This is a genomic window from Pseudoduganella dura (assembly GCF_009727155.1).
GTDB lineage: Bacteria > Pseudomonadota > Gammaproteobacteria > Burkholderiales > Burkholderiaceae_D > Rugamonas > Rugamonas dura.
The window spans coordinates 5,599,111-5,621,699 of record NZ_WNWM01000002.1 but is presented as its reverse complement, the minus strand read 5'-3'; the positions used below and the strand labels follow the sequence as shown (position 1 = coordinate 5,621,699).

Annotated in this window: 26 protein-coding genes; 14 read left to right on the top strand and 12 right to left on the bottom strand. The window is 67.2% G+C overall.

Annotated elements, in window-relative coordinates:
* Window positions 1-9 precede the first annotated feature (9 nt).
* The 5 genes from GJV26_RS24555 to GJV26_RS24540 all read left to right on the top strand — a co-directional run bounded on the left by GJV26_RS24555 (window position 10) and on the right by GJV26_RS24540 (window position 3,471).
* Window positions 10-603 (top strand): phosphohydrolase, encoded by a 594-nt coding sequence (locus GJV26_RS24555; RefSeq protein ID WP_155712699.1) that lies wholly within the window; start codon window positions 10-12, stop codon window positions 601-603.
* Between the two features lie 321 nt (window positions 604-924).
* Entirely contained in the window at window positions 925-1,635 is a 711-nt protein-coding gene (locus tag GJV26_RS24550; protein ID WP_229419427.1) for a response regulator, read from the top strand.
* A gap of 412 nt (window positions 1,636-2,047) precedes the next feature.
* Window positions 2,048-2,212: a hypothetical protein gene (locus tag GJV26_RS29830; RefSeq protein ID WP_173346262.1), complete on the top strand. Its 165-nt coding sequence runs from the start codon at window positions 2,048-2,050 to the stop codon at window positions 2,210-2,212.
* A gap of 99 nt (window positions 2,213-2,311) precedes the next feature.
* On the top strand, window positions 2,312-2,875 hold the full coding sequence (locus tag GJV26_RS24545; RefSeq protein WP_155711275.1) for a chromate transporter: 564 nt from the start codon (window positions 2,312-2,314) through the stop codon (window positions 2,873-2,875).
* Window positions 2,872-3,471 carry a chromate transporter gene (locus tag GJV26_RS24540; RefSeq protein WP_155711274.1) on the top strand — a complete coding sequence of 200 codons (600 nt, stop codon included), beginning with the start codon at window positions 2,872-2,874 and terminating at the stop codon, window positions 3,469-3,471. Before GJV26_RS24545 ends, GJV26_RS24540 begins: the two co-directional genes overlap by 4 nt.
* A gap of 3 nt (window positions 3,472-3,474) precedes the next feature.
* Here the strand turns inward: GJV26_RS24540 and GJV26_RS24535 are convergent, their stop codons facing one another.
* The 8 genes from GJV26_RS24535 to ssuE form a co-directional block, all read right to left on the bottom strand.
* Window positions 3,475-3,876 (bottom strand): DoxX family protein, encoded by a 402-nt coding sequence (locus GJV26_RS24535; protein WP_155711273.1) that lies wholly within the window; start codon window positions 3,874-3,876, stop codon window positions 3,475-3,477.
* Between the two features lie 15 nt (window positions 3,877-3,891).
* Entirely contained in the window at window positions 3,892-5,652 is a 1,761-nt protein-coding gene (locus GJV26_RS24530; RefSeq protein WP_155711272.1) for an amidohydrolase, read from the bottom strand.
* Between the two features lie 90 nt (window positions 5,653-5,742).
* Window positions 5,743-6,309 carry a YceI family protein gene (locus GJV26_RS24525; RefSeq protein ID WP_155711271.1) on the bottom strand — a complete coding sequence of 189 codons (567 nt, stop codon included), beginning with the start codon at window positions 6,307-6,309 and terminating at the stop codon, window positions 5,743-5,745.
* 311 nt (window positions 6,310-6,620) lie between these two features.
* Window positions 6,621-7,433 carry an ATP-binding cassette domain-containing protein gene (locus tag GJV26_RS24520; RefSeq protein ID WP_155711270.1) on the bottom strand — a complete coding sequence of 271 codons (813 nt, stop codon included), beginning with the start codon at window positions 7,431-7,433 and terminating at the stop codon, window positions 6,621-6,623.
* 63 nt (window positions 7,434-7,496) lie between these two features.
* Complete coding sequence (gene ssuC, locus GJV26_RS24515) at window positions 7,497-8,318, bottom strand: aliphatic sulfonate ABC transporter permease SsuC (RefSeq protein ID WP_155711269.1); 822 nt, start codon at window positions 8,316-8,318, stop codon at window positions 7,497-7,499.
* A 1-nt stretch (window position 8,319) separates the two neighbouring features.
* Window positions 8,320-9,480 (bottom strand): FMNH2-dependent alkanesulfonate monooxygenase, encoded by a 1,161-nt coding sequence (gene ssuD, locus GJV26_RS24510; protein ID WP_155711268.1) that lies wholly within the window; start codon window positions 9,478-9,480, stop codon window positions 8,320-8,322.
* Between the two features lie 72 nt (window positions 9,481-9,552).
* Window positions 9,553-10,536 carry a sulfonate ABC transporter substrate-binding protein gene (locus tag GJV26_RS24505; RefSeq protein ID WP_155711267.1) on the bottom strand — a complete coding sequence of 328 codons (984 nt, stop codon included), beginning with the start codon at window positions 10,534-10,536 and terminating at the stop codon, window positions 9,553-9,555.
* The gene (ssuE, locus tag GJV26_RS24500; protein WP_155711266.1) at window positions 10,533-11,135 is read right to left on the bottom strand and encodes an NADPH-dependent FMN reductase; all 603 of its coding nucleotides are present in this window, start codon (window positions 11,133-11,135) and stop codon (window positions 10,533-10,535) included. Before ssuE ends, GJV26_RS24505 begins: the two co-directional genes overlap by 4 nt.
* 223 nt (window positions 11,136-11,358) lie before the next feature.
* Here ssuE and GJV26_RS24495 point away from each other — a divergent pair, with 223 nt between their 5' ends.
* From GJV26_RS24495 to GJV26_RS24460, 8 genes are all read left to right on the top strand, one after another.
* Window positions 11,359-12,546: an acyl-CoA dehydrogenase family protein gene (locus GJV26_RS24495; protein ID WP_155711265.1), complete on the top strand. Its 1,188-nt coding sequence runs from the start codon at window positions 11,359-11,361 to the stop codon at window positions 12,544-12,546.
* Window positions 12,547-12,563: 17 nt separating this feature from the next.
* Window positions 12,564-13,442 carry a methionine ABC transporter ATP-binding protein gene (locus GJV26_RS24490; protein ID WP_155711264.1) on the top strand — a complete coding sequence of 293 codons (879 nt, stop codon included), beginning with the start codon at window positions 12,564-12,566 and terminating at the stop codon, window positions 13,440-13,442.
* Complete coding sequence (locus tag GJV26_RS24485) at window positions 13,435-14,097, top strand: methionine ABC transporter permease (protein WP_155711263.1); 663 nt, start codon at window positions 13,435-13,437, stop codon at window positions 14,095-14,097. The genes GJV26_RS24490 and GJV26_RS24485 overlap by 8 nt, the downstream gene beginning before the upstream one ends.
* An 8-nt stretch (window positions 14,098-14,105) precedes the next feature.
* Window positions 14,106-14,957 carry a MetQ/NlpA family ABC transporter substrate-binding protein gene (locus tag GJV26_RS24480; protein WP_229419426.1) on the top strand — a complete coding sequence of 284 codons (852 nt, stop codon included), beginning with the start codon at window positions 14,106-14,108 and terminating at the stop codon, window positions 14,955-14,957.
* 113 nt (window positions 14,958-15,070) lie between these two features.
* The gene (locus GJV26_RS24475; protein ID WP_155711262.1) at window positions 15,071-16,054 is read left to right on the top strand and encodes an aliphatic sulfonate ABC transporter substrate-binding protein; all 984 of its coding nucleotides are present in this window, start codon (window positions 15,071-15,073) and stop codon (window positions 16,052-16,054) included.
* 38 nt (window positions 16,055-16,092) lie between these two features.
* Window positions 16,093-16,920, top strand: coding sequence for an ABC transporter permease (locus GJV26_RS24470; protein WP_371866572.1), 828 nt, complete (start codon window positions 16,093-16,095; stop codon window positions 16,918-16,920).
* Window positions 16,917-17,732: an ABC transporter ATP-binding protein gene (locus GJV26_RS24465; RefSeq protein ID WP_155711260.1), complete on the top strand. Its 816-nt coding sequence runs from the start codon at window positions 16,917-16,919 to the stop codon at window positions 17,730-17,732. Before GJV26_RS24470 ends, GJV26_RS24465 begins: the two co-directional genes overlap by 4 nt.
* 83 nt (window positions 17,733-17,815) lie before the next feature.
* Window positions 17,816-18,085 carry a putative signal transducing protein gene (locus GJV26_RS24460; protein WP_155711259.1) on the top strand — a complete coding sequence of 90 codons (270 nt, stop codon included), beginning with the start codon at window positions 17,816-17,818 and terminating at the stop codon, window positions 18,083-18,085.
* A 12-nt stretch (window positions 18,086-18,097) separates the two neighbouring features.
* Here GJV26_RS24460 and epsC read toward each other — a convergent pair whose 3' ends face one another.
* Entirely contained in the window at window positions 18,098-19,018 is a 921-nt protein-coding gene (gene epsC / locus GJV26_RS24455; RefSeq protein WP_155711258.1) for a serine O-acetyltransferase EpsC, read from the bottom strand.
* A 195-nt stretch (window positions 19,019-19,213) separates the two neighbouring features.
* Here epsC and GJV26_RS24450 point away from each other — a divergent pair, with 195 nt between their 5' ends.
* Entirely contained in the window at window positions 19,214-20,380 is a 1,167-nt protein-coding gene (locus tag GJV26_RS24450) for a multidrug effflux MFS transporter (protein ID WP_155711257.1), read from the top strand.
* On the opposite strand, the gene GJV26_RS24445 is transcribed toward GJV26_RS24450, so the two are convergent.
* The 3 genes from GJV26_RS24445 to GJV26_RS24435 all read right to left on the bottom strand — a co-directional run bounded on the left by GJV26_RS24445 (window position 20,381) and on the right by GJV26_RS24435 (window position 22,572).
* A complete protein-coding gene (locus tag GJV26_RS24445) occupies window positions 20,381-20,641 on the bottom strand; it encodes a hypothetical protein (RefSeq protein WP_155711256.1) in 261 nt (86 codons plus the stop codon).
* Between the two features lie 99 nt (window positions 20,642-20,740).
* Entirely contained in the window at window positions 20,741-21,361 is a 621-nt protein-coding gene (locus GJV26_RS24440; protein ID WP_155711255.1) for a helix-turn-helix transcriptional regulator, read from the bottom strand.
* Window positions 21,361-22,572, bottom strand: a complete 1,212-nt coding sequence (locus GJV26_RS24435) for an MFS transporter (protein ID WP_155711254.1) — start codon at window positions 22,570-22,572, stop codon at window positions 21,361-21,363. The genes GJV26_RS24440 and GJV26_RS24435 overlap by 1 nt, the downstream gene beginning before the upstream one ends.
* Between the last annotated feature and the right edge of the window lie 17 nt (window positions 22,573-22,589).

The window sequence follows — 22,589 nt, the reverse complement described above, 5'->3', positions numbered from 1 at the left end:
TGGGTCCGCATGCCTTCCGGCAAGCGCCTCGACCTGCTCGACCCGACACCGTTCGACTGGGACGACGCCGACCTGGCGCTGGGACTGGCCCGCACCTATCGCTGGGGCGGCCATTCGGCCTGGCCGCTGCCGCTGTCGGTGGCCCAGCATTCGTTGACGGTACTGCAATTGCGGCGCAACGCGGCGGCGGCGCCGCTCGATCCGGTGACACAATTACGCGAACTGCTGCATGACGCCGAGGAAGGCTTGCTGGGCTTCGACTGCATTTCGGTATTGAAACCGTTTCTCGGCGGAGCATTTCGCGAACTGACGCAGCGCCTGGAGCGGGCCGTGTTCCTGCGCTACGGTTTGCCGGCCTGGACGCCGGCGAGCTACCTGGCGCACAAGCGCGCGGACCGGCTGGCGGCCGCCAGCGAAGCGGTGCATGCGGTCGGCTGGTCGGCCGACGAGGTTCGCCGCACGCTGAAGATCCGCATGCCGCCGCTGGCCGACGATCCGCTGCTGCCGTTGTATGGCGGCACGGCCTGGGAACCCTGGCCGCCATCGCTGGCCTGTGTCCGGTTCCTCGAAGAGTTGCAGCGGCTGAAAGAATGCAGCAACTGACAGAGGCTTGCTAAGCGACAGTTTTTAAAGCTAATTTTGCACTTATCCACTTCAGTTGTGGATAACGATGTGGACAATGGGGCCTTGACAAGCCGGAGAGCCAGTAATGATGCGGGTTTCAACAAAATGCCCGTTCTTGAGGCAAAATTTTCGGCCTGTAGAATCAAGTACTTACAGATCAGTTCGGCAGTACCGTCGCAGCCTGGCGGACAGCAGCAAAATATATTCGCAGCGCAGCACCTTGCACCGCTGCAACCAGAACCTTTGACAAAAATGCTGTCGAGGAATAGTGTGGCTTTTAACCGTTGCAGCGAGACCATCATGGAAGTCAAGACGGAAGATGCCAGCGAAGGCTGGATGATAGAAGACGACATGTCGGAGCCGGAAACCCAGGCTCCCCCCGCGCCGGCGCCGTGGAAAGTGCTGATCGTCGACGACGATGTCGATGTGCACGTGGTTACCAAGTTTTCCCTCAGTAATGCCCACTTCATGGGGAAACGCCTGTCGTTCCTGCACGCGTACAGCGGCGAGGAAGCGCTGGCCGTGCTGCGCAGCCATGACGACGTGGCGCTGGTGCTGCTGGACGTCATCATGGAAACGGCCGATGCCGGCCTGAAGGTCGCCAGGCGCATCCGCGACGAGTTGCGCAATCCGCTCGTACGCATCGTGCTGCGCACCGGGCAGCCTGGCCAGGCGCTGGAGCACAGCATCATCCTCGACTACGACATCAACGATTTCTGGTGCAAGACGGACCTGACCACGCGCAAGCTGTTCACGACCGTGATCGCCTCGCTGCGCGGCTATCACAGTCTGTACGAAGCGCAGCAGAGAATCGGCCGCGCCGAAGCCGAACTGCGTGCCTTGCGCGAACCGGTCGAACAGGCCCTCGACGCGCTGCGCACCGGGCACGGATGGAGCGGCGACGTGCCGCTCGACGGCTCGGGCACGCCGGTACGCCTGCAGGCGGCACCGGGCGCCGATCCCGGGCAATTCACCGTCACCGGCTGCCTGCCGCCCCAGCGGGCTGTATAGGCATACAGCCATCTTATGCGCAGGGTGAGCGCCCGTTAGGTACAAGCTTTCTTTGAGCTGCATCAATCGGTGGCGCTAAGTTACGGATTACAAAGAACTTTTTTAAATATCCACATCAGTTGTGGATAACTTTGTTGATAAGGCGCCCTTGACAAGGCAAACAGCCCGTAATGACGCCAGATTCCTTAAAATGCCCATTCAAAAGGCAGCCCCGGCCCTCAATGAAATCAATGACTTGCGAGCCCATCGGTGATTCTGCATCAAGCTGTCGAAAAAATTTACGGGACATTCTGTCCGACAATCTTTGTGCATAACCGGTCGCAGGCATCCTGGCACCACCCCAGTGTTAGGTGCCGCGCAGTACGCAGGGCGGTAGCGCGCTAAGCTCCAGTATCTTTCCAAGGAGACCACCATGACCGAACCTCTCAATCCTGGCGATGAAGTACCACCCGGCACCCCCGGCAGCGGCGAAGATGTCTGCCCTGCCTGCCATGGCAGCGGCAAGCTGGCGGACGGCAAGCCGTGCGCCAACTGCGGTGGCAGCGGTGTGATCCAGGAAGCCATCGGCGGCGGCTGAACCGCCGGCCGGTCGGGCGGCAACTGATCCGCAAGGCCATCGGCGGCTGATCCGCCGCCGCATGGACACGCGGCAGTCGGGCGCGGATAATGGCGCCCCATGACCGACGCGCCCGCCCGCCCCCGCTCCCTCGCCGAACTGTTCGTCGCTTTTACCGTGCTCGCCCTGCAGGGCTTCGGCGGCGTGCTGCCGGTGGTACAGCGCGAAATCGTCGAACGGCGGCGCTGGATGACGCAGGAAGAGTTCATCGAGGAATGGGCCGTCGCGCAGACGATGCCCGGGCCGAACGTGTGCAACCTGTCGCTCGTCATCGGCAGCCGGTTCTTCGGCCTGCGCGGCGCCGCCACGGCCCTGCTGGGGCTGCTGCTGGTGCCGGCCCTCGTCGTGCTGGCGCTCGGCTCGATCTATTCCCATTATTCGGATCATCCGCGCGTGGCCGGCGCGCTGCGCGGCATGGCCGCCGTGGCGGCCGGCATGATCGTGGCGACCGGCATCAAGCTGGCGGCCACGCTGCGCCGGCACCCGCTGCCGCTCGCCGTCACGCTGCCGCTGGCGGCTCTGGGCGTGTTCGGCCTGGTGGTGCTGCGCCTGCCGATGCTGGCCGCGCTGCTCGTGCTGGGCGGCACCGGCTGCGTGCTCACGTGGCGCAGGCTCAAGCCATGACCGGCGCGCTTCCGGCCCAGGACCTGGCGATCGTGCTGGCGTGGCACGACTGGCTCGACCTGTTCGCGCACTACCTGATGATCTCGCTGATGTCGGTGGGCGGCACGATCGCCACCACCGCGGAGATGCACCGCTACCTCGTCGAGCAGCATGGCTGGCTGACGCAGACGCAGTTCAACGACTCGATCGCGATCGCGCAGGCCGCGCCGGGGCCGAACGTGCTGTTCGTGGCGCTGATGGGGTGGAACGTGGGGCTGAACGCCGGCAGCTACGCCGCCGCGGCGCTGGGCGTGCTGGTGACGCTGGTGGGCGCCCTGCTGCCATCGAGCGTGCTGATGCTGCTGGCGGCGAACTGGGGCCACCGCAACCGCGAACGGCGCGCCGTGCGCGCCTTCAAGCAGGGCATGGCGCCGCTGGTGATCGCGATGCTGGTCTCGACCGGCATCATCCTCGGCAGCGCCAACAGCGATTTCGCCACCGACTGGCCGCTGTACGCGGTATCGGTGACGGCCGCGCTGGTGATCTGGCGCACCCGCATCCACCTGCTGTGGCTGCTGGCGGCGGGCGCGCTGCTCGGCGCCCTGGGACTGCTGTAGGGATCACCCCGCCAGCCGCCGGTCGACGGACCAGCGCCCAGCGCCGGCCAGCGCGATGGTGCCGAACACGATCAGCAGCAGCCAGCCGAACTGGCCCTGCTCGATACTCCAGTCCGGGTGCACCAGCACCATCGATACGCCCAGCAGGAACAGCACCGGCAGGCAGGCCAGCCGGGTGAACAGGCCGGCGGCGATCAGGAACGGGCACAGCACCTCGGCGAACAGCGCGCATGCCAGCGTGATGCCGCGTCCCATGTGCAGCGGGTCGTCGATATGCGCCAGCTCGCCCTGCCAGTGCAGCAGCTTCGGCAAGCCGTGCACCCACAGCAGCAGCGCGGCGCCCGCCAGGCGGGCGAACAGCAGGCCCGCATCCGGCGTGGAGGTTCCGATGAGTTTTTTCAGCATCCCGCCCTCCCCGGCTTATTTGTTCTGGTAGCCGCCGTAATGCTTCACGGGGCTCCATTCGGGCAGCACGGCCGGTGCCGGCGGCGCGTACTTGCCGAAGGCCTCGCCGGCGTACACCACCTTGCCGTTGACGACCGTCAGCGCCGCTTCGAGGTTGCGGATGCCCTCGGCCGGCATGGTGAAGTAATCCTGCGGCAGGATCACCAGGTCGGCATACTGGCCCACGGCGAGCGTGCCCTTGAGTTTTTCCTCGCCGCTCATCCACGCGCTGCCGCGGGTCATCAGCTGCAGCGCCTCGTGGCGCGACAGGCGGTCCTGCTCCTGCCAGATCTGCAGGCCGCCGGCCGTCTTGCCGGTCACGGCCCAGTAGACCGACGGCCACGGGCCGTAGCTGGAAACGCGCGTGCCATCGGTGCCCAGGCCCACGGGAAGGCCCATCTTCAGCATCGTGCGGATCGGCGGCATCTGGCGGGTCTGCGCGCCATAGCGCTTCCAGTACGCCTCGCCCTGGAAATACATGCGGTTCTGCACGGCGATGCCGCCGCCCAGCTTCTTCACCCGCGCCAGCTGGTCGTCCGAGATCGTTTCGGCGTGGTCGAAGAACCAGCGCAGGCCGTTCAGGGGCTGGTCCCTGTTCACCTTCTCGATCACGGCCAGGTCGCGCTCGATCGATTCGCCGTAGGTGGCGTGGATGCGGAATGGCCAGCGGTTCTTGACCAGCAGGCGCAGCACGGCTTCCAGCTCGCCTTCCATGTGTTCGGGCATGTCCGGCCGCGGTTCCAGGAAATTCTCGAAGTCGGCCGCGCTCCATACCAGGTTCTCGCCGCCGCCCTCGGTGTTGTAGCCGTTGGCGTAGAACAGGTGGTCGTTCCTGTCCGGTTTCGTCTGGGTGAGCCAGCGCTGGTAGTCTTCCAGCTCCTTGCCGGGCTTCTGCGCGAACAGGTAATACGAGGTGCGCACCGTCAGCTTGCCGTTCCTGGCCAGCTCCAGGCTGACGGCGTAATCGTCCGGATAGGCCTGGCCGCCGCCGCCCGCGTCGATCGCGCTGGTGATGCCCAGGCGGTTGAGCTCGCGATAATACTGCTGCGTGGAGTTCAGCTGCTGGTCGCGCGGCAACATGCCCGTCCTGGCCAGCGTGGAATACAGGATCAGCGCGTTCGGCTTGGCGACCAGCAGGCCCGTGGGCTTGCCGTCCGCGCCCAGCTCGACGACGCCTTCCTTGTACCGCGTTGTCGCATCGTAGCCGAGCGTCTCGACGCCCTTCTTGTTCAGGAAACCCAGGCCGTACAGGTACAGCAGGAACACGGGCTTGTCCGGCACCGCTTCGTTGATTTCGGCCAGCGTGGGCAGGCGCTTTTCGTCGAACTGGTATTCGTTCCAGCCGCCGACCACCTTGATCCACTGGCCATCGGGCGTGCGGGCGGCCTGCTCCCTGAGCATTTCCAGCGCGCGCTTGAGCGACGTGACGCCGTCCCAGCGCAGCTCGGCGTTGTAGTTCAGGCCTTCGCGGATGATGTGCAGGTGGGAGTCATTCAGGCCGGGTATCACCGTGCGCCCGCCGGCGTCGATCACCTGGGTGTTGGCGGTTTTCTTCTTCAGCACCTGGGCATTGGTGCCCACCGCCGAGATCTTGCCGTTGTCGATCGCCACGGCCTGGGCGAACTGCCCTTCCTTGACCATCGTCGCCACCTTGGCGTTGGTGACGATCAGGTCGGTCGCCATGGATGTGTTCGTCCCTGCCGCCGCGATGGCGGCAGCGAGCATCAGTCGCTTCATGCTTTTTTTCCTTGTGTGGCGCTGTACCAATTACAGCAAAAATTGCCGGGCGACCGCTGCCCGCCGGGCCAGGCGGTGACTGCCTGGCGCTTATTCCTTGATGGCTTCCACGGAGAACGTCAGCGTCACGTCATCGCTCACGTTCGGCGCGTATTTGCCGGCGTTGAATTCGGAACGCTTGATCGTGGCGGTCGCGTTGGCGCCGCAGGCATCCTTCTTGGCCATCGGGTGCGGCTGGCACTTGAACGACGTGATCTTCAGGTTCACCGGCTTGGTGACGCCCTTGATCGTCAGGTTGCCGTCCACCGACGCCAGCGCGTCGCCGCTGAAATTGAACTTGGTCGACTTGAACGTGATCGTGGGGAATTTCGCCACGTCGAAGAAGTCCGCGCCTTTCAGGTGGCTGTTGAAGGTGGCATTACCGGTGTTCACCGAATTGGTGTCGATCGTGATCTCGGTGGAACCGGTCTTGGCGGCGCGGTCCAGCGTGATCTTGCCCTTGGTGCTGTCGAAACGACTTTCCTGCGTCGAGAACCCCAGGTGGCTGTACGAGAAGCGCGCGAACGTGTGCGAATCGTCGATCACGTAGGTTTCAGGCGCGGCCAGGGCGGCGGTCGAGAAGCCGGCGGCGAGTACGAGGGCGATCAGTTTTTTCATGGTTGTATTTCTCCGGTGGTTGTCGATGCAAGTTATCGATGCGGCATTATGTCCGCGACCGGGAGAAGAAGTAAAACGGAAAATTTACCGTTGTGTTATCGAATTAATCGATAGTGCAGTACTCGCCGGAAGTGAATGCATGATAGCCGGCGCGCGGCCGTATTCACATCTGCCAAATGGCAAAGGCGGGAGCTACCGGGTTGGGGAGTGAAGCGTGGCGTGTTGCGAGCACTGCGGCTACGGTTGAGCCCGTGTCACTTTGGTGCCTGGCACCAAAGTGACACGGGCTCAACCGTATCGTACCGAGAAGGTCAGCGGGCCAGCAGCCGGTCCAGCAGCTTTTCTTCCAGCGCGGCGAACGCCGGGTTGCCGCGCGTGCGGGGCCGTGGCAGGTCGACGGCGAGGTCCAGCGTGATGCGGCCGTCCTCGATCAGCAGCACGCGGTCGGCCAGCGCCACCGCTTCCTGCACGTCGTGCGTGACCAGCACGGCGGTGAAGCCGCGCTGCCGCCACAGCGATTCGATCAGTTGCTGCATCTCGATCCGGGTCAGCGCATCGAGTGCGCCGAGCGGTTCGTCGAGTAGCAGCAGCGACGGCTCGTGCACGAGTGCACGGGCCAGGGCCACGCGCTGCCGCTGGCCGCCGGAAAGCTGCGCCGGCCAGGCGTCGGCGCGGTCGGCGAGGCCCACGGCGGCCAGCGCGCCGGCTGCGGCGTGCAGGCCGTTCGGCAAGCCGAGGGCGACGTTTTCCAGCACCGTCTTCCATGGCAGCAGGCGCGCTTCCTGGAACATCATCCGCAGCGGCGGTCCGTCGCGCTGCGCATCCCTGGCGACACCGTTGCCGACCGTGATGCGGCCGCCGTCGACCGCATCGAGGCCGGCGATCGTGCGCAGCAGCGTGCTCTTGCCGCAACCGCTGCGGCCAACGATGGCGACGAATTCGCCCGCCTTCAGTTCCAGCCCGATGCCATCGAGCACGCGGCGTTCGCCGAACGATTTGGTCAGCCCCTGCAGGTGCACGCCCACGCCCTGGCGCTGCAGCGGCCGGCGTGCCGGTGCCGCTTCCACGGGCTCCGGGGTGAACGCGAACGGTTCGGTATCGAGGGGTAAGGTCGCATGCAGCATATTGTTCTTTCAGTGATGATTCAGCGATGGTTCAGCCGGGTTCAGCTTGGGTTCAGCTAAAGTTCAGCTATAAGCCGGATTCCAGCGGAGCAGCCGGCGTTCCAGCGCGCGGGCCACCAGGTCGGCCAGCTTGCCGAGGATCGCGTACAGCAGGATCCCGACGAGCACCACGTCGGTCTGCAGGAATTCGCGCGCGTTCATCGTCATGTAGCCGATGCCGGCCTGCGCGGAAATCGTTTCCGCCACGATCAGCAGCACCCAGACGAGGCCCAGCGAGAAGCGCACGCCGACCAGGATCGACGGCAGCGCGCCCGGCAGGATCACGTCGCGGTACAGCGGCCAGCCCTTCAGGCCGTAGCTTTTCGCCATTTCGATCAGGCCCGCGTCCGTGGCGCGGATGCCGTGGAAGGTATTCAGGTACACGGGGAAGAACACGCCGACCGCCAGCAGGAAGAGCTTGGCCGTCTCGTCGATGCCGAACCACAGGATCACCAGCGGAATCAGCGCCAGCGCCGGAATGTTGCGCACCATCTGCAGCGTGGTGTCGAGCAGCGTTTCGGCCTGGCGGAAGCTGCCCGTCAGCAGGCCGAGCGCGAGGCCGAGGCCGGCGCCGACGGCAAAGCCGGAAGCGGCGCGCCACAGGCTCGTGCTCAGATGCTCCCACAGCTCGCCGGACGCGGCCAGCGTCCAGAACGCGGTGGCCACGGCCAGCGGCTCGGGCAGGATGCGGCTCGACAGCCAGCCGGCGCGGGCCGACACTTCCCATGCCAGCAGCAGCACGATCGGCAGCAGCCAGGGTGCCAGCGCCGAGCGCACGCGGGCCCAGGCCCGCGACGGTGCCCGCCCGGCCGCGGCCAGTGTATTTGCGATAGCGGCGCTATTCATGTCACGCCGCCTTCTTCGGCACGATATCGGTAGCCATCACTTCGCCGAACGGCCCGGTGATCGACACTTCGCCCTGCTCTTTCCCCCGCACTTTCCCATCCTTCAGCAGCGGGAACACCAGCTCGGCGAAGCGATACGATTCCTCCAGGTGCGGATAGCCCGAGAAGATGAACGTCTCGATGCCGAGATCGGCGTATTCGCGGATGCGCGCCACCACCGTTTCGGCATCGCCCACCAGCGCCGTGCCGGCACCGCCGCGCACCAGGCCCACGCCAGCCCACAGGTTCGGCGACACTTCCAGCTTGTCGCGCCGGCCGCCGTGCAGCGCGGCCATGCGGCGCTGGCCTTCCGAATCCATGCGGGCGAACGAGGCCTGCGCCTTGGCGATCACGTCGTCGTCCAGGTGCGAGATCAGCTTGTCGGCCGCCTGCCATGCCTCCTCGTTCGTTTCGCGCACGATCACGTGCAGCCGGATGCCGAACTTCACGGTGCGGCCATGCTCGGCGGCGCGGCGGCGGATATCGGCGATCTTCTCCGCCACGGCGGCGGGCGGTTCGCCCCACGTCAGGTACACGTCCATCTGCTCGGCCGCCAGCTCGTGCGCCGCCTCCGACGAGCCGCCGAAGTACAGCGGCGGGTAAGGTTTCTGCACCGGCGGGTACAGTGTCCTGGCGCCTTTCACCTGCAGGTGCTTGCCCTCGAAGTCGAAGCCGGCATCGCCGCCTTCTCCCGACAGCGCGCCGCGCCAGATACGGATGAATTCATCCGAGATCTCGTAGCGCTCGGCGTGATCGGCCGTCAGGCCGTCGGCTGCCAGTTCGGTGGGATCGCCACCGGTGACGACGTTGATCAGGAGCCGGCCGTTCGACAGCCGGTCGAACGTGGATGCCATGCGCACCGCCAGGCCGGGCGTGGAGAGCCCCGGTCGCACGGCGACGAGGAACTTCAGGTTCTTCGTCGCGTGAATGAGCGACGATGCGACTACCCAGGCATCTTCGCACGAGCGCCCTGTGGGCAGGAGCACGCCGTCGTAGCCCAGCGTGTCGGCCGCCACGGCCACCTGCCGGAGGTAGTCGGCATCGACGGCGCGGGCGCCTTTCGACGTGCCAAGGTAACGGCTGTCGCCGTGGGTGGGAATGAACCAGAACAAATTCAACGACATGGATGAAACTCCTGAATATTTATGCTTGACTGCTTCCGCGGCCAGCCGGCGGCGAGCGCCTGGCTGCGCCGCTTACTTTGCCGATGCCAGCACGGCATCCTTGATGACGATGGGTTTCGGGATCAGCTTCAAACCGGCGAAGGCATCGGCGATCTTCTGCTGTTCGCGCAGCACCGCGTCCGACACGGGTTTCACGCCGTAGCTGTAGCGCGACGCGGCCAGTTCGACGACGGCCGGATCGAGCCCGGTCTGCGCGGACAGGATCGCCGAGACTTCCCTGGCGTTGTCGCGCCCCCAGTCGTCGACCTTGGCGATTTCCTCGAGCAGGATCTGCTGCAGCGCCGGGTTGCCGCGCGCCCAGTCGCGCGCGGCGAGGTAGAACTGGTGGTTGGAGACCAGGCCCTTGCCGTCGACCAGCACGCGGGCGCCGATCTGCTTCTGCGCGGCGGCGAAGAACGGATCCCAGATCACCCACGCGTCCACCGAACCGCGCTCGAACGCGGCGCGGGCGTCGGCCGGCGGCAGGTAGACCGGCTGGATATCCTTGTACGCCACGCCGGCCTGTTCCAGCGCCCGCAGCAGCAGGTAATGCACGTTCGATCCCTTGTTCAGCGCCACACGCTTGCCCTTCAGCTGGGCGACGCTGGTGAGCTTCGAATCCTTCGGAACGACGATCGCCTCGCTGTGCGGCGACGGCGGCTCGTTGCCCACGTAGACCAGGGCGGCGCCCGCGGCCTGCGCGAAGATCGGCGGCGCCTCGCCCACCGTGCCGAAGTCGATGCTGCCGACATTGAGGCCTTCGAGCAGCTGCGGGCCGGCCGGGAACTCGGTCCACTGCACCGTCACGCCCTGCTGCGCCAGGCGCTTTTCCAGCGTGCCGCGGCCTTTCAGCAAGGTCAGCGTGCCGTATTTCTGGTAACCGATGCGCACCACCTTCGCCGCCTGCGCGTGCGCCAGGCCAGGCGCCAGCCCGGAAAACCCGGCGGCGAAGGCGGTGGACAGCAACAGGCCGATCGTGCGGCGGCGGGCCAGGAGTTTATGTTGTTGCGCCATCATGCGGCCTGCGACGTGTACGGATGATCCTGCAGCGAACGCACGGACGCGCGCTCGGCCTCCTCGGCCGCGGTGCGGTAGCCGAGCGCACGGTCCAGCACGGCCACGCCGGCGGCCACGCGCACGGCGATCTCCGGCGCCAGCAGCACGCCTTCGTGCTCGCTCCACTGCACCTGCTGCGAGGTGGCGTAGATGCTGGTCAGCACCTGGTCCGCTTCCAGCGCATGCAGCACCGGGCGCAGCGCGTAGTCGAGCGCCAGCAGATGCGACTGGCTGCCGCCGGTGGCCACCGGCAGCACGATCTTGCCGGCCAGGCCGTTCTGCGGCAGCAGGTCCAGGAAGGCTTTCAGCACGCCGGAATAGGCGGCCTTGTAGACAGGCGTCGCGACGATCACGGCATGCGCCTCGGCCACTTCCGCCAGCGCCGCGCGGATCACGGCGTCGGTGTTGTCGGCGGCGAGCAGTGCCTGCGCCGGCAGGTCGCGCACGTTCAGGCGGGTGGTGCGGTAGCCGTGGGCGGCCAGCTTGTCGCCGATGTGGTGCAGCAGGCGGCTCGACGAGGAAGGTACCGCGGGGCTGCCGGAAATCAGGAGGATGCTCATGGATGTTCGCCTTCTTTTGCCAGTTGATATAACAATTCAATGTCAGCAAGGCTACGGCAGCGCCACCGGTTACAGAACGAATGGTTTCGCACTTCGATATGTGATTTTCTCAACATGACTTTATCGCATATGGAAGCGTGCTTTTCTTCGTGGACTGACACTTGGGCCGGGCGCAATACTGGCCGCGCTGTCATTTTTTTCATTGTCATTCCTTCGTATACCCATGAACGCACCCGAACCCGCCCTGCAGCATGCCGATCCGCTCGCCGTCGCCGCGTCGCTGGCCGCCGAACTGGCCGCCACGGCGGTCGAACGCGATGCGGCCGGCGGCCACGCGCGCCACGAGCGCCAGCTGATCCGCGCATCCGGCCTGCTCACGCTGTCGATCCCGGCCGACTTCGGCGGCCAGGGCGCCGGCTGGGACACCACCCTGCAGGCGGTGCGCATCCTGGCGCGGGCCGACAGCGCGCTGGCCCATGTCTTCGCATTCCACCACCTGCAACTGGCCGGCATCCAGTTATACGGCACCCAGCAACAGCAGCGCCACCTGCTGCATGCCAGCGTCGACGACAACCTGTTCTGGGGCAATGCCCTGAATCCGCTGGACCGCCGGCTGGCCGCCACCGACGCGAAAGGCGACTTCATCCTCGACGGCACGAAGAGTTTCGCCTCGGGCTCGGTCGGCTCGGACTGGCTGACGATCTCGGCCTGGCACGAACCGACGCAATCGTCGCTGATCGGCGTGCTGCCGACCGGCGCCGACGGCGTGGACGTGCGGGCCGACTGGGATGCGTTCGGCCAGAAGCAGACCGACAGCGGCACCGTGCAGTTCCACGGCACGCTGCTGCCGGTGGGCCTGGTGCTGCAGCAGCCGGGCCAGGCGGCCACGCCGCTGTCCACCGTGCGCTCGCAGGTCGCGCAGCTGATCATGACGAACCTGTACCTGGGCATCGCCGAGGGCGCGTTCGCCGCCGCGCGCGACTACACGGCCGGCGAGGCGCGGCCCTGGTTCGCTTCCGGCGTGGCCAGCGCGGTGGACGACCCGTTCGTGCAGCACCGCTACGGCGAATTGTGGACGCTGCTGCGCCCCGCCGTCGTGCTGGCCGACCATGCCGGCCGCGAACTCGAACGCGTATTCCGGCTGGGAGACGGCGTGACGGCGCGGGACCGCGGCGAACTCGCCGTGGCCGGCGCCGAGGCGAAAGTGCTGGCGCACCGCGCCGCCATCGAGATCGGCAGCCAGCTGTTCGAACTGACGGGCGCGCGGTCGACGTCCGCCCGCTTCGGCTTCGACCGCTACTGGCGCAACGCGCGCGTGCACACGCTGCACGACCCGGTCGACTACAAGTACCGCGACCTGGGGCGCTATGCGCTGACCGGCGCGCTGCCCGAGCCGAGCCCCTATTCATAATCCGAAAGCCTCATCCCATGAATGCATTACACAGCCTGCCGGCGGCGGAACCGCTGATCCGGCTGCGCGGCCTGTCGAAGTCGTTCGGCAGGACGGCCGGCCGGAACGGCGGCAAAAGCGGTGACCGGGACGGCGGCGTGGCCGCCGTGCGCGACGTGTCGCTCGATATCGGCGCCGGCGAGATCTTCGGCATCGCGGGCCGCAGCGGCGCCGGCAAGTCGACCCTGCTGCGCCTGTTCAACCTGCTCGAACAGCCCGACGCCGGCACCGTGACCGTCGACGGCCAGGAACTCACGCGTCTGGACAAGCGCGCGCTGCGCGCGGCGCGCCAGAACATCGGCATGATCTTCCAGGGCTTCAACCTGCTGCAGAACGCCACCGTGGCCGGCAACGTGGCCTTTCCGCTGGAGATCCACGGCGGCCGCTCGCGCGAGGAGATCGCGCGGCGCGTGGCCGATTGCCTGGCCCTGGTGCACCTGGAAGACAAGCCGCAGGCGTATCCGGCCCAGCTTTCCGGCGGCCAGCGCCAGCGCGTGGCGATCGCCCGCGCGCTGGCCAGCGGACCGGCCGTGCTGCTGTGCGACGAACCCACTTCCGCCCTCGACGCCGAGACCACGCGCAGCATCCTGGCGACCCTGCGCGACGTGAACGCGCGGCTGAACGTGACGATCGTGATCGTCAGCCACGAGCTCGACGTGCTGGCCGCGCTATGCCACCGCGTGGCCGTGATCGATGGTGGCGAAGTCGCCGAGATCGTGAGCCCGGAAACGCCGCACGCCATCACCGCACTGGGGCGCGAGCTCGTGTCGCTGTTTTCGGCTCCGTCTTCGGCCCTGGCTTCATCCCCGTCTTCGGCGCCTTCGCGCTCGCCGGCCCGGGAGGTCCACCATGCCTGACAAGTGGATCGAACTGCTGCCCGAGCTGTGGACGGCGCTGGGGCAGACGCTGACGATGCTGTCGATCGGCCTGTCGGCGGCGGTGCTGCTGGGCGGCCCGCTGGGCGTGGTGCTGTTCCTCGTCTCGAGCGGCAAGCCGCTGCAGAACCGCTTCGCCGCGGCCGTGCTGGGCTGGTTCGTCAACACCGTGCGCTCGTTCCCGTTCATCATCCTGCTGGTGGCGCTGGTGCCGCTCACGCGGATCATCGCCGGCACCTCGATCGGCCCGCTGGCGGCCAGCGTGCCGCTGTCGTGCGCGGCAATCCCCTACTTCGCCCGGCTGGTCGAACAGAACCTGCGCGAAGTGCCGCGCGGCGTGATCGAGGCGGCGCACGCGATGGGGGCCAGCGAACTGCAGATCGTGCTGCGCGTGCTGCTGGTGGAAGCGCGCTCCGGCCTGGTGCTGGCCCTGACGGTGCTGGCGATCAGTTTCCTGTCCTATTCGGCGGTGGCCGGCGTGGTGGGCGGCGGCGGCATCGGTGACCTGGCCATCCGCTACGGCTACTACCGCTTCGAGACCGAGATGATGGTCGCCACCGTGGTGCTGCTGGTGCTGATCGTGCAGCTGGTTCAATTTTCCGGCGCCCGCCTCGCGCGCCGCCTCGACAAACGCTAGGAGTTTTCATGACCGTCAAGACCATGCCACGCCCCGCATTCAATCTCCGGCCGATCCTGTTCGCCCTGCTGCTCCCTTCGCTGGCGGCGCATGTCCCCGTCCACGCGAAGGACCCGAAGGAACTGGTGATCGGCACCAGCGCCGGCCCCTACGCCGACCAAGTGAAGCTGGGCATCAAGCCGATCCTGGAACGCCAGGGCTACAAGGTGAAGCTGGTCGAATTCAACGATTACATCCAGCCCAATTTCGCGCTGGCCGAAGGGTCGCTGGACGCGAACGTGTTCCAGCATGTCGTCTACCTGAACAAGTTCGCCGCCGAGAAAAAGCTGGCCATCGTGCCGCTGGTGACCGTGCCGACTGCCCCGATCGCGATCTACAGCAAGAAGCACAGGAGCCTGGACGAGGTGAAGGAAGGCGCCACCGTCGCGCTGCCGAACGATCCCACCAACGGGGCGCGCGCCCTGGTGGTGCTCGAACAGCTGGGCTGGATCAGGCTGCGCCCGGGCATCGACCCGGTGCGCGCCTCCGAGCGGGACGTGGCGCAGAACGTGAAGAAAATCAGGCTGGTGCCGCTGGAAGCGGCCCAGCTGCCCCGCTCGCTGCAGGATACCGACTACTCGTTCGTCAACGGCAACTATGCGCTCGCCTCCGGCCTGAAGCTGCGCGACGCGCTGAAGACGGAAAAGATCTCGCCGAACTACGTGAACCTGGTGGCCGTCAAGGCCGCCGACAAGGACAAGCAGTTCGCGAAGGACATCGCCGCCGCCTACCGCTCGCGGGAATTCCTCGCGGTGACGAACAAGCATTTCGCCGATTATGCGAAGACCGATTACCAGCTCGCGCTCGAAGCGGGCAAGTGAAGCGCAAGAGTCGCGGCTGAATCTGCAAGTGAATCTGCAACTGTATCTGCAATTGACTCACAACTGATCTGCAGGCAAGGCACCGAATACATCACATGAAGGAAGATCGAACCATGAAACGCCGTACGTTATTGAAATCCGTGGCCGGTGCCGCCGCGGTGCTGGCCGTGCCGTCGCTGGTGCGCGCCGCGGGGCCGCTCAAGGAGCTGCGCCTCGATTACGCCTATTACTCGCCGACCAGCCTCGTCCTGCGACGCTTCGGCTGGCTGGAAGAAGCGTTCAAGCCGGCCGGCACCGACATCAAGTGGGTCCTGTCCGCCGGCAGCAACCGGGCGCTCGAATACCTGAACGGCAACAGCATCGACATCGGCTCCTCGGCCGGCCTGGCGGCCCTGCTGGCGCGCGCCAACGGCAATCCGATCCGCACGCCGTACATCTACTCGCGCCCGGAATGGACGGCGCTGGTGGTGCGCAAGGATTCGCCGGTCCGCTCGGTGGCCGACCTGAAAGGTAAAAAAATCGCGGCCACGAAGGGTACCGACCCTTACCTGTTCCTGCTTCGCTCCCTGAAACAGGCCGGCCTGAAGCGGGGCGACATCGAACACGTGGCGCTGCAGCACGCCGATGGCCGCGCGGCGCTGGAACAGGGCCGCGTGGATGCATGGGCCGGGCTCGATCCGCACATGGCCGCCAGCGAGCTGGAAGGCGGCTCGCGGCTGGTCTACCGGAACGTGGCGTTCAATACCTACGGCTTCCTGAACGTGCGCGAGGAATTCCTGGCGCAGCGGCCCGAGGAAACCACGCGCGTGCTGGCGGCCTACGAGCGGGCGCGCAAATGGATCATCGCCAACCCGTCCGAAGCGGCGCGCATCCTGTCCGAGGAAGCCAAGGTCTCGCTGCCGGTCGCGCTGCTGCAGGTGAAGCTGCGCAGCGATTTCTCGCAGCCGCAGCCGGGCGACGAACACGTGGCGGCGCTGAAGCAGGCCGCGCCGATCCTGAAGGAAGAAGCACTGGTCAAGCCCGGCACGGACCTGAACAGGACCATCGCCGACCTGGTCGATACCCGCTTCGCCCGGGCGGTGACCGCCAGGGCATGAGCATGGCGCCCCCCACCCTGCAATCGAGCATCGAGATGGTGGGCGACACGCCCGCCGCCGGCCCGCTGCCGCCCGCGTTGGCGCCCGGCGTCGCGCCGGGGCGCTTCCGCCCGCATCCGGCGTGGGGCCTGCTGCTGCCGGCGCTGGCCCTGGCGGGCGTCGAGGTGCTGGTGCGCACCGGCGCCGTGCCCGCGCACCTGCTGCCGCCGCCTTCGGAGATCGCGGCCACGCTGGCGCAACTGGTTCATGCCGACCTGCTGTGGCACGTGCTCGCCAGCACCCTGCGCGTGGCCGCCGGTTTTGCCGCGGGCGCGCTGCTCGGCATCGTCGTCGGCGCCGCCGTCGGCCTGGATGCGCGCATCGCCACGCTGCTCGATCCCACGTTCCAGGCATTGCGCGCGGTGCCGTCGCTGGCCTGGGTGCCGCTGCTGCTGCTGTGGCTGGGCATCGACGAGGCGCCGAAGCTGGTGCTGATCGCGATCGGCGCGTTCTTCCCCGTCTACATGGGGGCCGCATCCGGCATCGCCGGCGTCGACCGGAAACTGGTCGAGGTGGGCCGGCTGTACCGGCTGAGCGGCGTGGCGCTGGCCCGGCGCGTGCTGCTGCCGGCCGCGCTGCCGTCGCTGATGACGGGGTTGCGCAACGGCCTGTCGCTGGCGTGGATGTTCATGGTGGCGGCCGAGCTGATCGCCGCCAGCCGTGGCCTGGGCTACCTGCTCAGCGACGGCCGCGAGACGGGCCGTGCCGACATCGTGCTGGCCGCGATCCTGCTGCTGGCGCTGCTGGGCAAGCTGAGCGACACGCTGATGCGGCGCTTCGAAACGCGGCTGCTGGCCTGGCGCGACGACTTGGCGAGGTCCGCATGACGCTTCCCGGCACGACCCGGCCCGATACCAACCTGGCCCACCCGACCTTGCACGACTCGACCTTGGCCCACTCGACCTTGCACGACGCGACCTCGCCCGATCATCCGCTGCTCGACATCCACGTCGTCCGCAAGGCGTTCGGCGACCGCACCGTGCTGCGCGACGTGCGGCTGCGCCTGATCGAGGGCGAATGCGTGTCGCTGATCGGCGCCAGCGGCAGCGGCAAGAGCAGCCTGCTGTCCATCGTGGCCGGGCTCGACCGCGACTGGCGGGGCCGCGTCACGCTCGCCGGAACGCCGCTGGACGGCGTATCGCCGGACATCGGCCTGATCTTCCAGGAGCCGCGACTGTTCCCGTGGCTGACGGTGGCGCAGAACGTGGCGTTCGGCGGCGAGGCCGACCCGTCGGCGCTGCTGGCCGAGGTGGGCCTGGCGGGGCTGGGCGATTACCTGCCGCGCCAGCTCTCCGGGGGCCAGGCGCAGCGCGCCGCCATCGCCCGCGGCCTGCTCAACCGGCCGCGCGTGCTGCTGCTCGACGAACCGTTTTCCGCCGTCGACGCCTTTACCCGCATCCGCCTGCAGGACCTGCTGCGGCGCGTGGCGCGCGAACACGCGCTGACGATCCTGATGGTCACGCACGATCTCGACGAGGCGCTGTTCCTCAGCGACCGCATCGTGCTGCTCGACGGGCAAACGGGCGGCCTGCGCGCCGAATACACGCCGCCGCCCGGTGCCCGCACGCGCGGCGACCCGGCCCAGGCGGCATTGAAAGGCAGCATCCTCGACGAACTGTACGCCACGCACGCGCTGTAGCCGCGCTGCCGTTACGCAGTTGCCATTCCTGCGCCCTCCTTTGCCAGCGCCATCCATAATGGCTGCAAACACAGGAGACCGTCATGACCGAGCAGATAAAGGATGACTACACGATCGCGGCGCGCTGCCTGGTGCCCACGCAGGCGCACGTGCTGCGCGGCTGCCTCGAGGCGGCCGGCATCGCCGCCGTGGTGACGGACGACCAGCACTCGCAGGTGGACCAGCTGATCTCGCCGGCCCTCGGCGGCGCCCGCGTGCTGGTGCTGGAACGCGACCTCGCCGCCGCCCGCGACGTGCTGGCGGCGTACGAGCGCGGCGACTTCGCGCTGAAGGATGACGAAGTGCCGGAGTAGCCGGCTGCCAGCTCAGTCGCTGCGCGTATGCGCCTGCGACACGTTGCTGTTCGGCGGCACGCTCTGGGTCAGCCACACATTGCCGCCGATGGTGGAACCGGCGCCGATCGTGATGCGGCCCAGCACGGTGGCGCCGGCATAGACCACCACGTCGTCCTCGACGATCGGGTGGCGCGGCGTGCCCTTGATCAGCATGCCCGAGGCATCGGCCGGGAAGCGCTTGGCGCCCAGTGTCACGTGCTGGTACAGCCGCACGCGCTCGCCCAGGATCGCCGTTTCGCCGATGACCACGCCGGTGCCGTGGTCGATGAAGAAACTGGCGCCGATCTGTGCGCCGGGGTGGATGTCGACGCCGGTCAGCGAATGGCTGATGTCGCAGATCATGCGGGCCAGGAACGGCGAACCGAGCTTGTGCAGCTGGTGCGCCAGCCGGTAATGCAGGATCGCCATGGTGCCGGGATAGCACAGCATGATCTCGGCGATCGACGTGGCCGCCGGGTCGCCCGCGTAGGCGGCCTGCACGTCCGACACCAGCAGCCCGCGGATCTGCGGCAGGCTGGCGGCGAAGGCGCGGGTGATGTCGTGCGCCTTTTGCGTCAGCGTGTCCTCGGCCATGTCGGCATCGTCGGCGAACTGCAGGCCGCGCCGCACCTGTTCGGTCAGGCGGTTCAGCGTGGTGTTGAGCGTATCGCCGACAAAATAATCGATGCTCTCGTCCGTCAGGTTCGGCCGTCCGTAATGGGTGGGGAACAGCACGGCCGACAGGCCGTTGACGATGGTGGACAGCGCCTCGCGCGAAGGCAGCTCGCGCACGCGGCGCTGGTGGCGGATGTTGTGCGTGGCCTCGCGCGAAACGCGCAGCGCGGCGACCACTGCATCCAGGTCCCAATGGGCGGGCTTCACGCCGGTGCCGTCGAAGATATCGATTGTCATGTTCTTCACTTACTCATATGTCGCGCAGGCTGCGCGCACGCGCATTCTACAAAATCCCCGCCGTCCCGGTCATGCAATAACTTCATATCGATATACCGGATTCCCCGCAGACGTGCTGGCCCGACAGGCGAACCGGGCCGGCGTACCGCCTTGACGTAAAATACGCGCCCGAAAAACAATAACGATACTCTTTCCATGAATATCCTGCTGACGCTGCTCCTGGCCGGCCTGACGATGGTGGGGCCGCTGGCCATCGACACTTACCTGCCGTCGTTCCCGGCCATTGCCAGCGAGTTCGGTGCCACGCCGATCGCGATCCAGCAGACGCTGTCGCTGTTCCTGTTCTGCTTCGCCTTCATGATGCTGTTCTACGGCACGCTGTCGGACACGCTCGGCCGCCGCCCGGTGATCCTGTGGTCGCTGGTGGCCTACATCATCGCCTCGGTGGGCGGCGCGCTGGCCGGCTCGCTCGGGTTCCTGCTCGCTTGCCGCGTGCTGCAGGGCCTGTCGTCCGGCGCCGGCTCGGTGGTGGGCCGCGCGATCGTGCAGGACCGGTTCGACGGTGCCGATGCGCAAAAGATCCTGGGGCACATCATGATGGTATTCGGCCTGGCGCCGGCGCTGGCGCCGATCATCGGCGGCTGGATGCAGGTATCGCTGGGCTGGCGTTCGATTTTCTGGTTCCTCGCGCTGTTCGGCGTGCTGATGCTGTTCGCCGTGTGGCGCTGGCTGCCGGAGAGCCTGCCACAGGAAAAACGCCACCCGTTCGAGGTGAAGCTGATCGCGGCGAACTACCTGAAGGTGCTGCGCAACCGCCGGTTCCTGCTGCTGTCGGCGGCGCTGGGGGTGGCGTTCGGCGGCTTCGCGCTGTATATCGGCTCGGCCGCGTATTTCGTGATGAACATCCTGCACCTGCCGGAAACGGCGTTCGGCTGGCTGTTCATCCCGCTCGTGGCGGGCATGGTGGTGGGTTCGGCGCTGTCCGGCAAGCTGGCCCGCAGGTACTCGCAGGCGCAACTGATCTGGCTGAGTTATGCGGGGATGACGGTGGCGGTGCTGGCCAACGTGGCCTACACGTACTGGTTCACCGCCGCGGTGCCGTGGGCCGTGCTGCCGCTGTTCTTCTACTCGCTGGCGCTGGCGCTGGCGATGCCGCCGCTGTCGCTGCTGGCGCTGAACCTGTTCCCCGACAACAGCGGGCTGGCCGCCTCGCTGCAGTCGTTCATCCAGATGACGTTGTTCGCACTGGTCTCCGGCCTCGTCGCGCCGCTGCTGTTCGACAGCGCGTTCAAGCTGGCGTGCGGTGTGCTTGGCTGTCTGGTGGTCAGCCTGCTGTGCTGGATCCCGGCGCGGCGCGGCTGATCAGGGCCACGGGGCGGGGGTCACGTCCAGGTACTGCGGGCCGCCCTGCTCCGGCTCGGGTGCCGCCTGCGGTTCCTGCGTCAGCTTTTGCCCCGGCGGCAGGCCGAGGCTGAGGATTTCCTTGCGGCCTTCGACAAAATCGCTGGTCGATAGCGGGTGTTCCGCATCGGGCCAGTTGGCGATCGCCCAGTTCTGCACTTCTTCATACCGCTTCCATACTTCCGCCACGAACTTGCGGCGTACTTCGTCTTCCAATGCCATGGCATCCTCCGTTGTGTTTTTTGCTACTGTACACCACGGACGAAAATCGCGCAGCCTGTCCGGAACACCGGACTCCCGGCCGCCGGCACTTTCGCAGCTCTATACCGGCACGATCCGGTATGCGCAGCGCCGCGCGCCGGATAACTGGTGCTCGGTGCGTTCCACGCTGCAGCCCGGGCCCAGCACGCGCCGGAACACTTCCAGTTCGGAGCGGCAAAAGTTCTGGCAGACGCGGGCGGCGGCACAGATCGGGCAATGGTTTTCCACCAGCAGCAGGCTGCCGTCCGGCTGCGTTTCCACTTCGGCCATGTAGCCTTCCACGTCGCGCGCCTGGGCCAGCGCCGCCACGCGTTCGGGCAGCGCGCCGGCCGTGCCGACCGTGTCGCGGTAGAACGCTTCGCTGGCGGCCTCGCGCGAAACGATCAGCCGGTCCATCGCCTCGTCGCCGAACAGCGCCTTCACCTGGTCGATCAACGCCACGGTGAGATCGGCATGGCGGTCCGGGAAACGTGCATGGCCGGCATCGGTCAGCAGCCAGCGGCGCGATGGCCGCCCCACCTTCTCGGCCACGTCCTCGAACGCCACGAGCCCCTTTTCCTCGGCCGCCTCGAGATGGCGCCGCGCGCCCATCGAGGTCAGTTCCACCATGCCGGCCAGCTGCTGCGCCGTTTTCGGCCCCCGCGTCTTCAGCAGGAACAGGATGCGGTCGGAGGTGTTCATCAGCCGATTCCTTTCAGTGCCGGCGCCAGTTCGTGCCGCCAGTTGTGCAGCCGCCAGCCGGCCCACAGGCTTGCCGCGGCGCCCACTGCCAGCACCAGGCGCGTATCGACCAGCACGAGTACGGAGCCGAGCAGCGCCATCAGGATCGTGGCCAGGCAGAAGGTGGTCGACATCAGGCCCATCACGGCGCCCTGCCCGTGGGCGGCGAACCGTTCGGCCGCCCACGGCTGCACGGTCGCATTGAAGAACGCGTTGGGGATGCCGAACAGGGCGATGGCCGCCAGCCCTGTCCACAGGTTGCCGACGGCGACGCAGCCTACCGCCAGCGCGATGCCCCACGCGAACCAGCCGGCGCGGCGCAGCGCATCGCCGCCGGCGTAGCGCCCGGCCACGACGGAAGCGGCCGTCATGATGCCGCACATCGTCATGTTGATCAGCGCGATCCGCGCGGCATCGTACCGGCCCTCTTCCACCAGCCACAACGGGTAGAACTCGTAGAACGCGGCCACGCCGCAAAAGCCTGCCAGCTGGATGAAGAACAGCGTACGCGGCTCGGCGTGGCGCAGCAGGTTCAGCGAATGGCGATGGCGCGCCACGTGCCACAGCGACGTGGTCTCGGCCGATGCGGCCTCGCGCGGGAGGGCGAGCGCGGCCAGCACTCCTGCCAGCACCAGCGCGGCGATCGCGGCGGCGAACGGCACCACGATGCCGAAGCCCAGCGTGAGCCCGGCCAGCATCGGGCCCACCAGCCAGCCCAGGTGGAAGGCGCCATTGACCAGCGACAGGCCGCGGGCCCGCTCGGCGCCGGTAAACTTTTCCGCGATCAGCGCGCGGCACACCGAACCGTTACCTTCCAGCAGGCCGGTCGCGAAGCGCGCCAGCACGAACAGCGGGAAGGATTCCAGCACCAGCGCCCAGGCCGTCAGCGCATGCCCCGCCGCGGCGCCGTATGCCGTGGCGAGCAGGATCCGGCGGCGCCCGTAGCGGTCCGAGAGCGGACCCAGCAGGGTGGCGCCGATCAGCAGGCCCAGTGGATTGACGGTCAGCGCGATGCCGAACAGCAGCTTCGGCGGCAGGCCCATGAACGTATTCAGGCCATTGACGGTGCCGGAGGCGAACAGCGGCGGCAGGATCGGGTACGGCAGCGATGCACCGACCGTGGACAGCAGCGCCAGGAGGCAGGCCGCCGAAAGGAGGAGTAGATGGTTCATGGGCCGACTATACGGCG

Coding starts and splice junctions, on each gene's coding strand:
- GJV26_RS24555 (WP_155712699.1), top strand. CDS start 10: ATGCCTTCCGGCAAGCGCCTCGACCTGCTCGACCCGACACCGTTCGAC.
- GJV26_RS24550 (WP_229419427.1), top strand. CDS start 925: ATGGAAGTCAAGACGGAAGATGCCAGCGAAGGCTGGATGATAGAAGAC.
- GJV26_RS29830 (WP_173346262.1), top strand. CDS start 2,048: ATGACCGAACCTCTCAATCCTGGCGATGAAGTACCACCCGGCACCCCC.
- GJV26_RS24545 (WP_155711275.1), top strand. CDS start 2,312: ATGACCGACGCGCCCGCCCGCCCCCGCTCCCTCGCCGAACTGTTCGTC.
- GJV26_RS24540 (WP_155711274.1), top strand. CDS start 2,872: ATGACCGGCGCGCTTCCGGCCCAGGACCTGGCGATCGTGCTGGCGTGG.
- GJV26_RS24535 (WP_155711273.1), bottom strand. CDS start 3,876: ATGCTGAAAAAACTCATCGGAACCTCCACGCCGGATGCGGGCCTGCTG.
- GJV26_RS24530 (WP_155711272.1), bottom strand. CDS start 5,652: ATGAAGCGACTGATGCTCGCTGCCGCCATCGCGGCGGCAGGGACGAAC.
- GJV26_RS24525 (WP_155711271.1), bottom strand. CDS start 6,309: ATGAAAAAACTGATCGCCCTCGTACTCGCCGCCGGCTTCTCGACCGCC.
- GJV26_RS24520 (WP_155711270.1), bottom strand. CDS start 7,433: ATGCTGCATGCGACCTTACCCCTCGATACCGAACCGTTCGCGTTCACC.
- ssuC (WP_155711269.1), bottom strand. CDS start 8,318: ATGAATAGCGCCGCTATCGCAAATACACTGGCCGCGGCCGGGCGGGCA.
- ssuD (WP_155711268.1), bottom strand. CDS start 9,480: ATGTCGTTGAATTTGTTCTGGTTCATTCCCACCCACGGCGACAGCCGT.
- GJV26_RS24505 (WP_155711267.1), bottom strand. CDS start 10,536: ATGATGGCGCAACAACATAAACTCCTGGCCCGCCGCCGCACGATCGGC.
- ssuE (WP_155711266.1), bottom strand. CDS start 11,135: ATGAGCATCCTCCTGATTTCCGGCAGCCCCGCGGTACCTTCCTCGTCG.
- GJV26_RS24495 (WP_155711265.1), top strand. CDS start 11,359: ATGAACGCACCCGAACCCGCCCTGCAGCATGCCGATCCGCTCGCCGTC.
- GJV26_RS24490 (WP_155711264.1), top strand. CDS start 12,564: ATGAATGCATTACACAGCCTGCCGGCGGCGGAACCGCTGATCCGGCTG.
- GJV26_RS24485 (WP_155711263.1), top strand. CDS start 13,435: ATGCCTGACAAGTGGATCGAACTGCTGCCCGAGCTGTGGACGGCGCTG.
- GJV26_RS24480 (WP_229419426.1), top strand. CDS start 14,106: ATGACCGTCAAGACCATGCCACGCCCCGCATTCAATCTCCGGCCGATC.
- GJV26_RS24475 (WP_155711262.1), top strand. CDS start 15,071: ATGAAACGCCGTACGTTATTGAAATCCGTGGCCGGTGCCGCCGCGGTG.
- GJV26_RS24465 (WP_155711260.1), top strand. CDS start 16,917: ATGACGCTTCCCGGCACGACCCGGCCCGATACCAACCTGGCCCACCCG.
- GJV26_RS24460 (WP_155711259.1), top strand. CDS start 17,816: ATGACCGAGCAGATAAAGGATGACTACACGATCGCGGCGCGCTGCCTG.
- epsC (WP_155711258.1), bottom strand. CDS start 19,018: ATGACAATCGATATCTTCGACGGCACCGGCGTGAAGCCCGCCCATTGG.
- GJV26_RS24450 (WP_155711257.1), top strand. CDS start 19,214: ATGAATATCCTGCTGACGCTGCTCCTGGCCGGCCTGACGATGGTGGGG.
- GJV26_RS24445 (WP_155711256.1), bottom strand. CDS start 20,641: ATGGCATTGGAAGACGAAGTACGCCGCAAGTTCGTGGCGGAAGTATGG.
- GJV26_RS24440 (WP_155711255.1), bottom strand. CDS start 21,361: ATGAACACCTCCGACCGCATCCTGTTCCTGCTGAAGACGCGGGGGCCG.
- GJV26_RS24435 (WP_155711254.1), bottom strand. CDS start 22,572: ATGAACCATCTACTCCTCCTTTCGGCGGCCTGCCTCCTGGCGCTGCTG.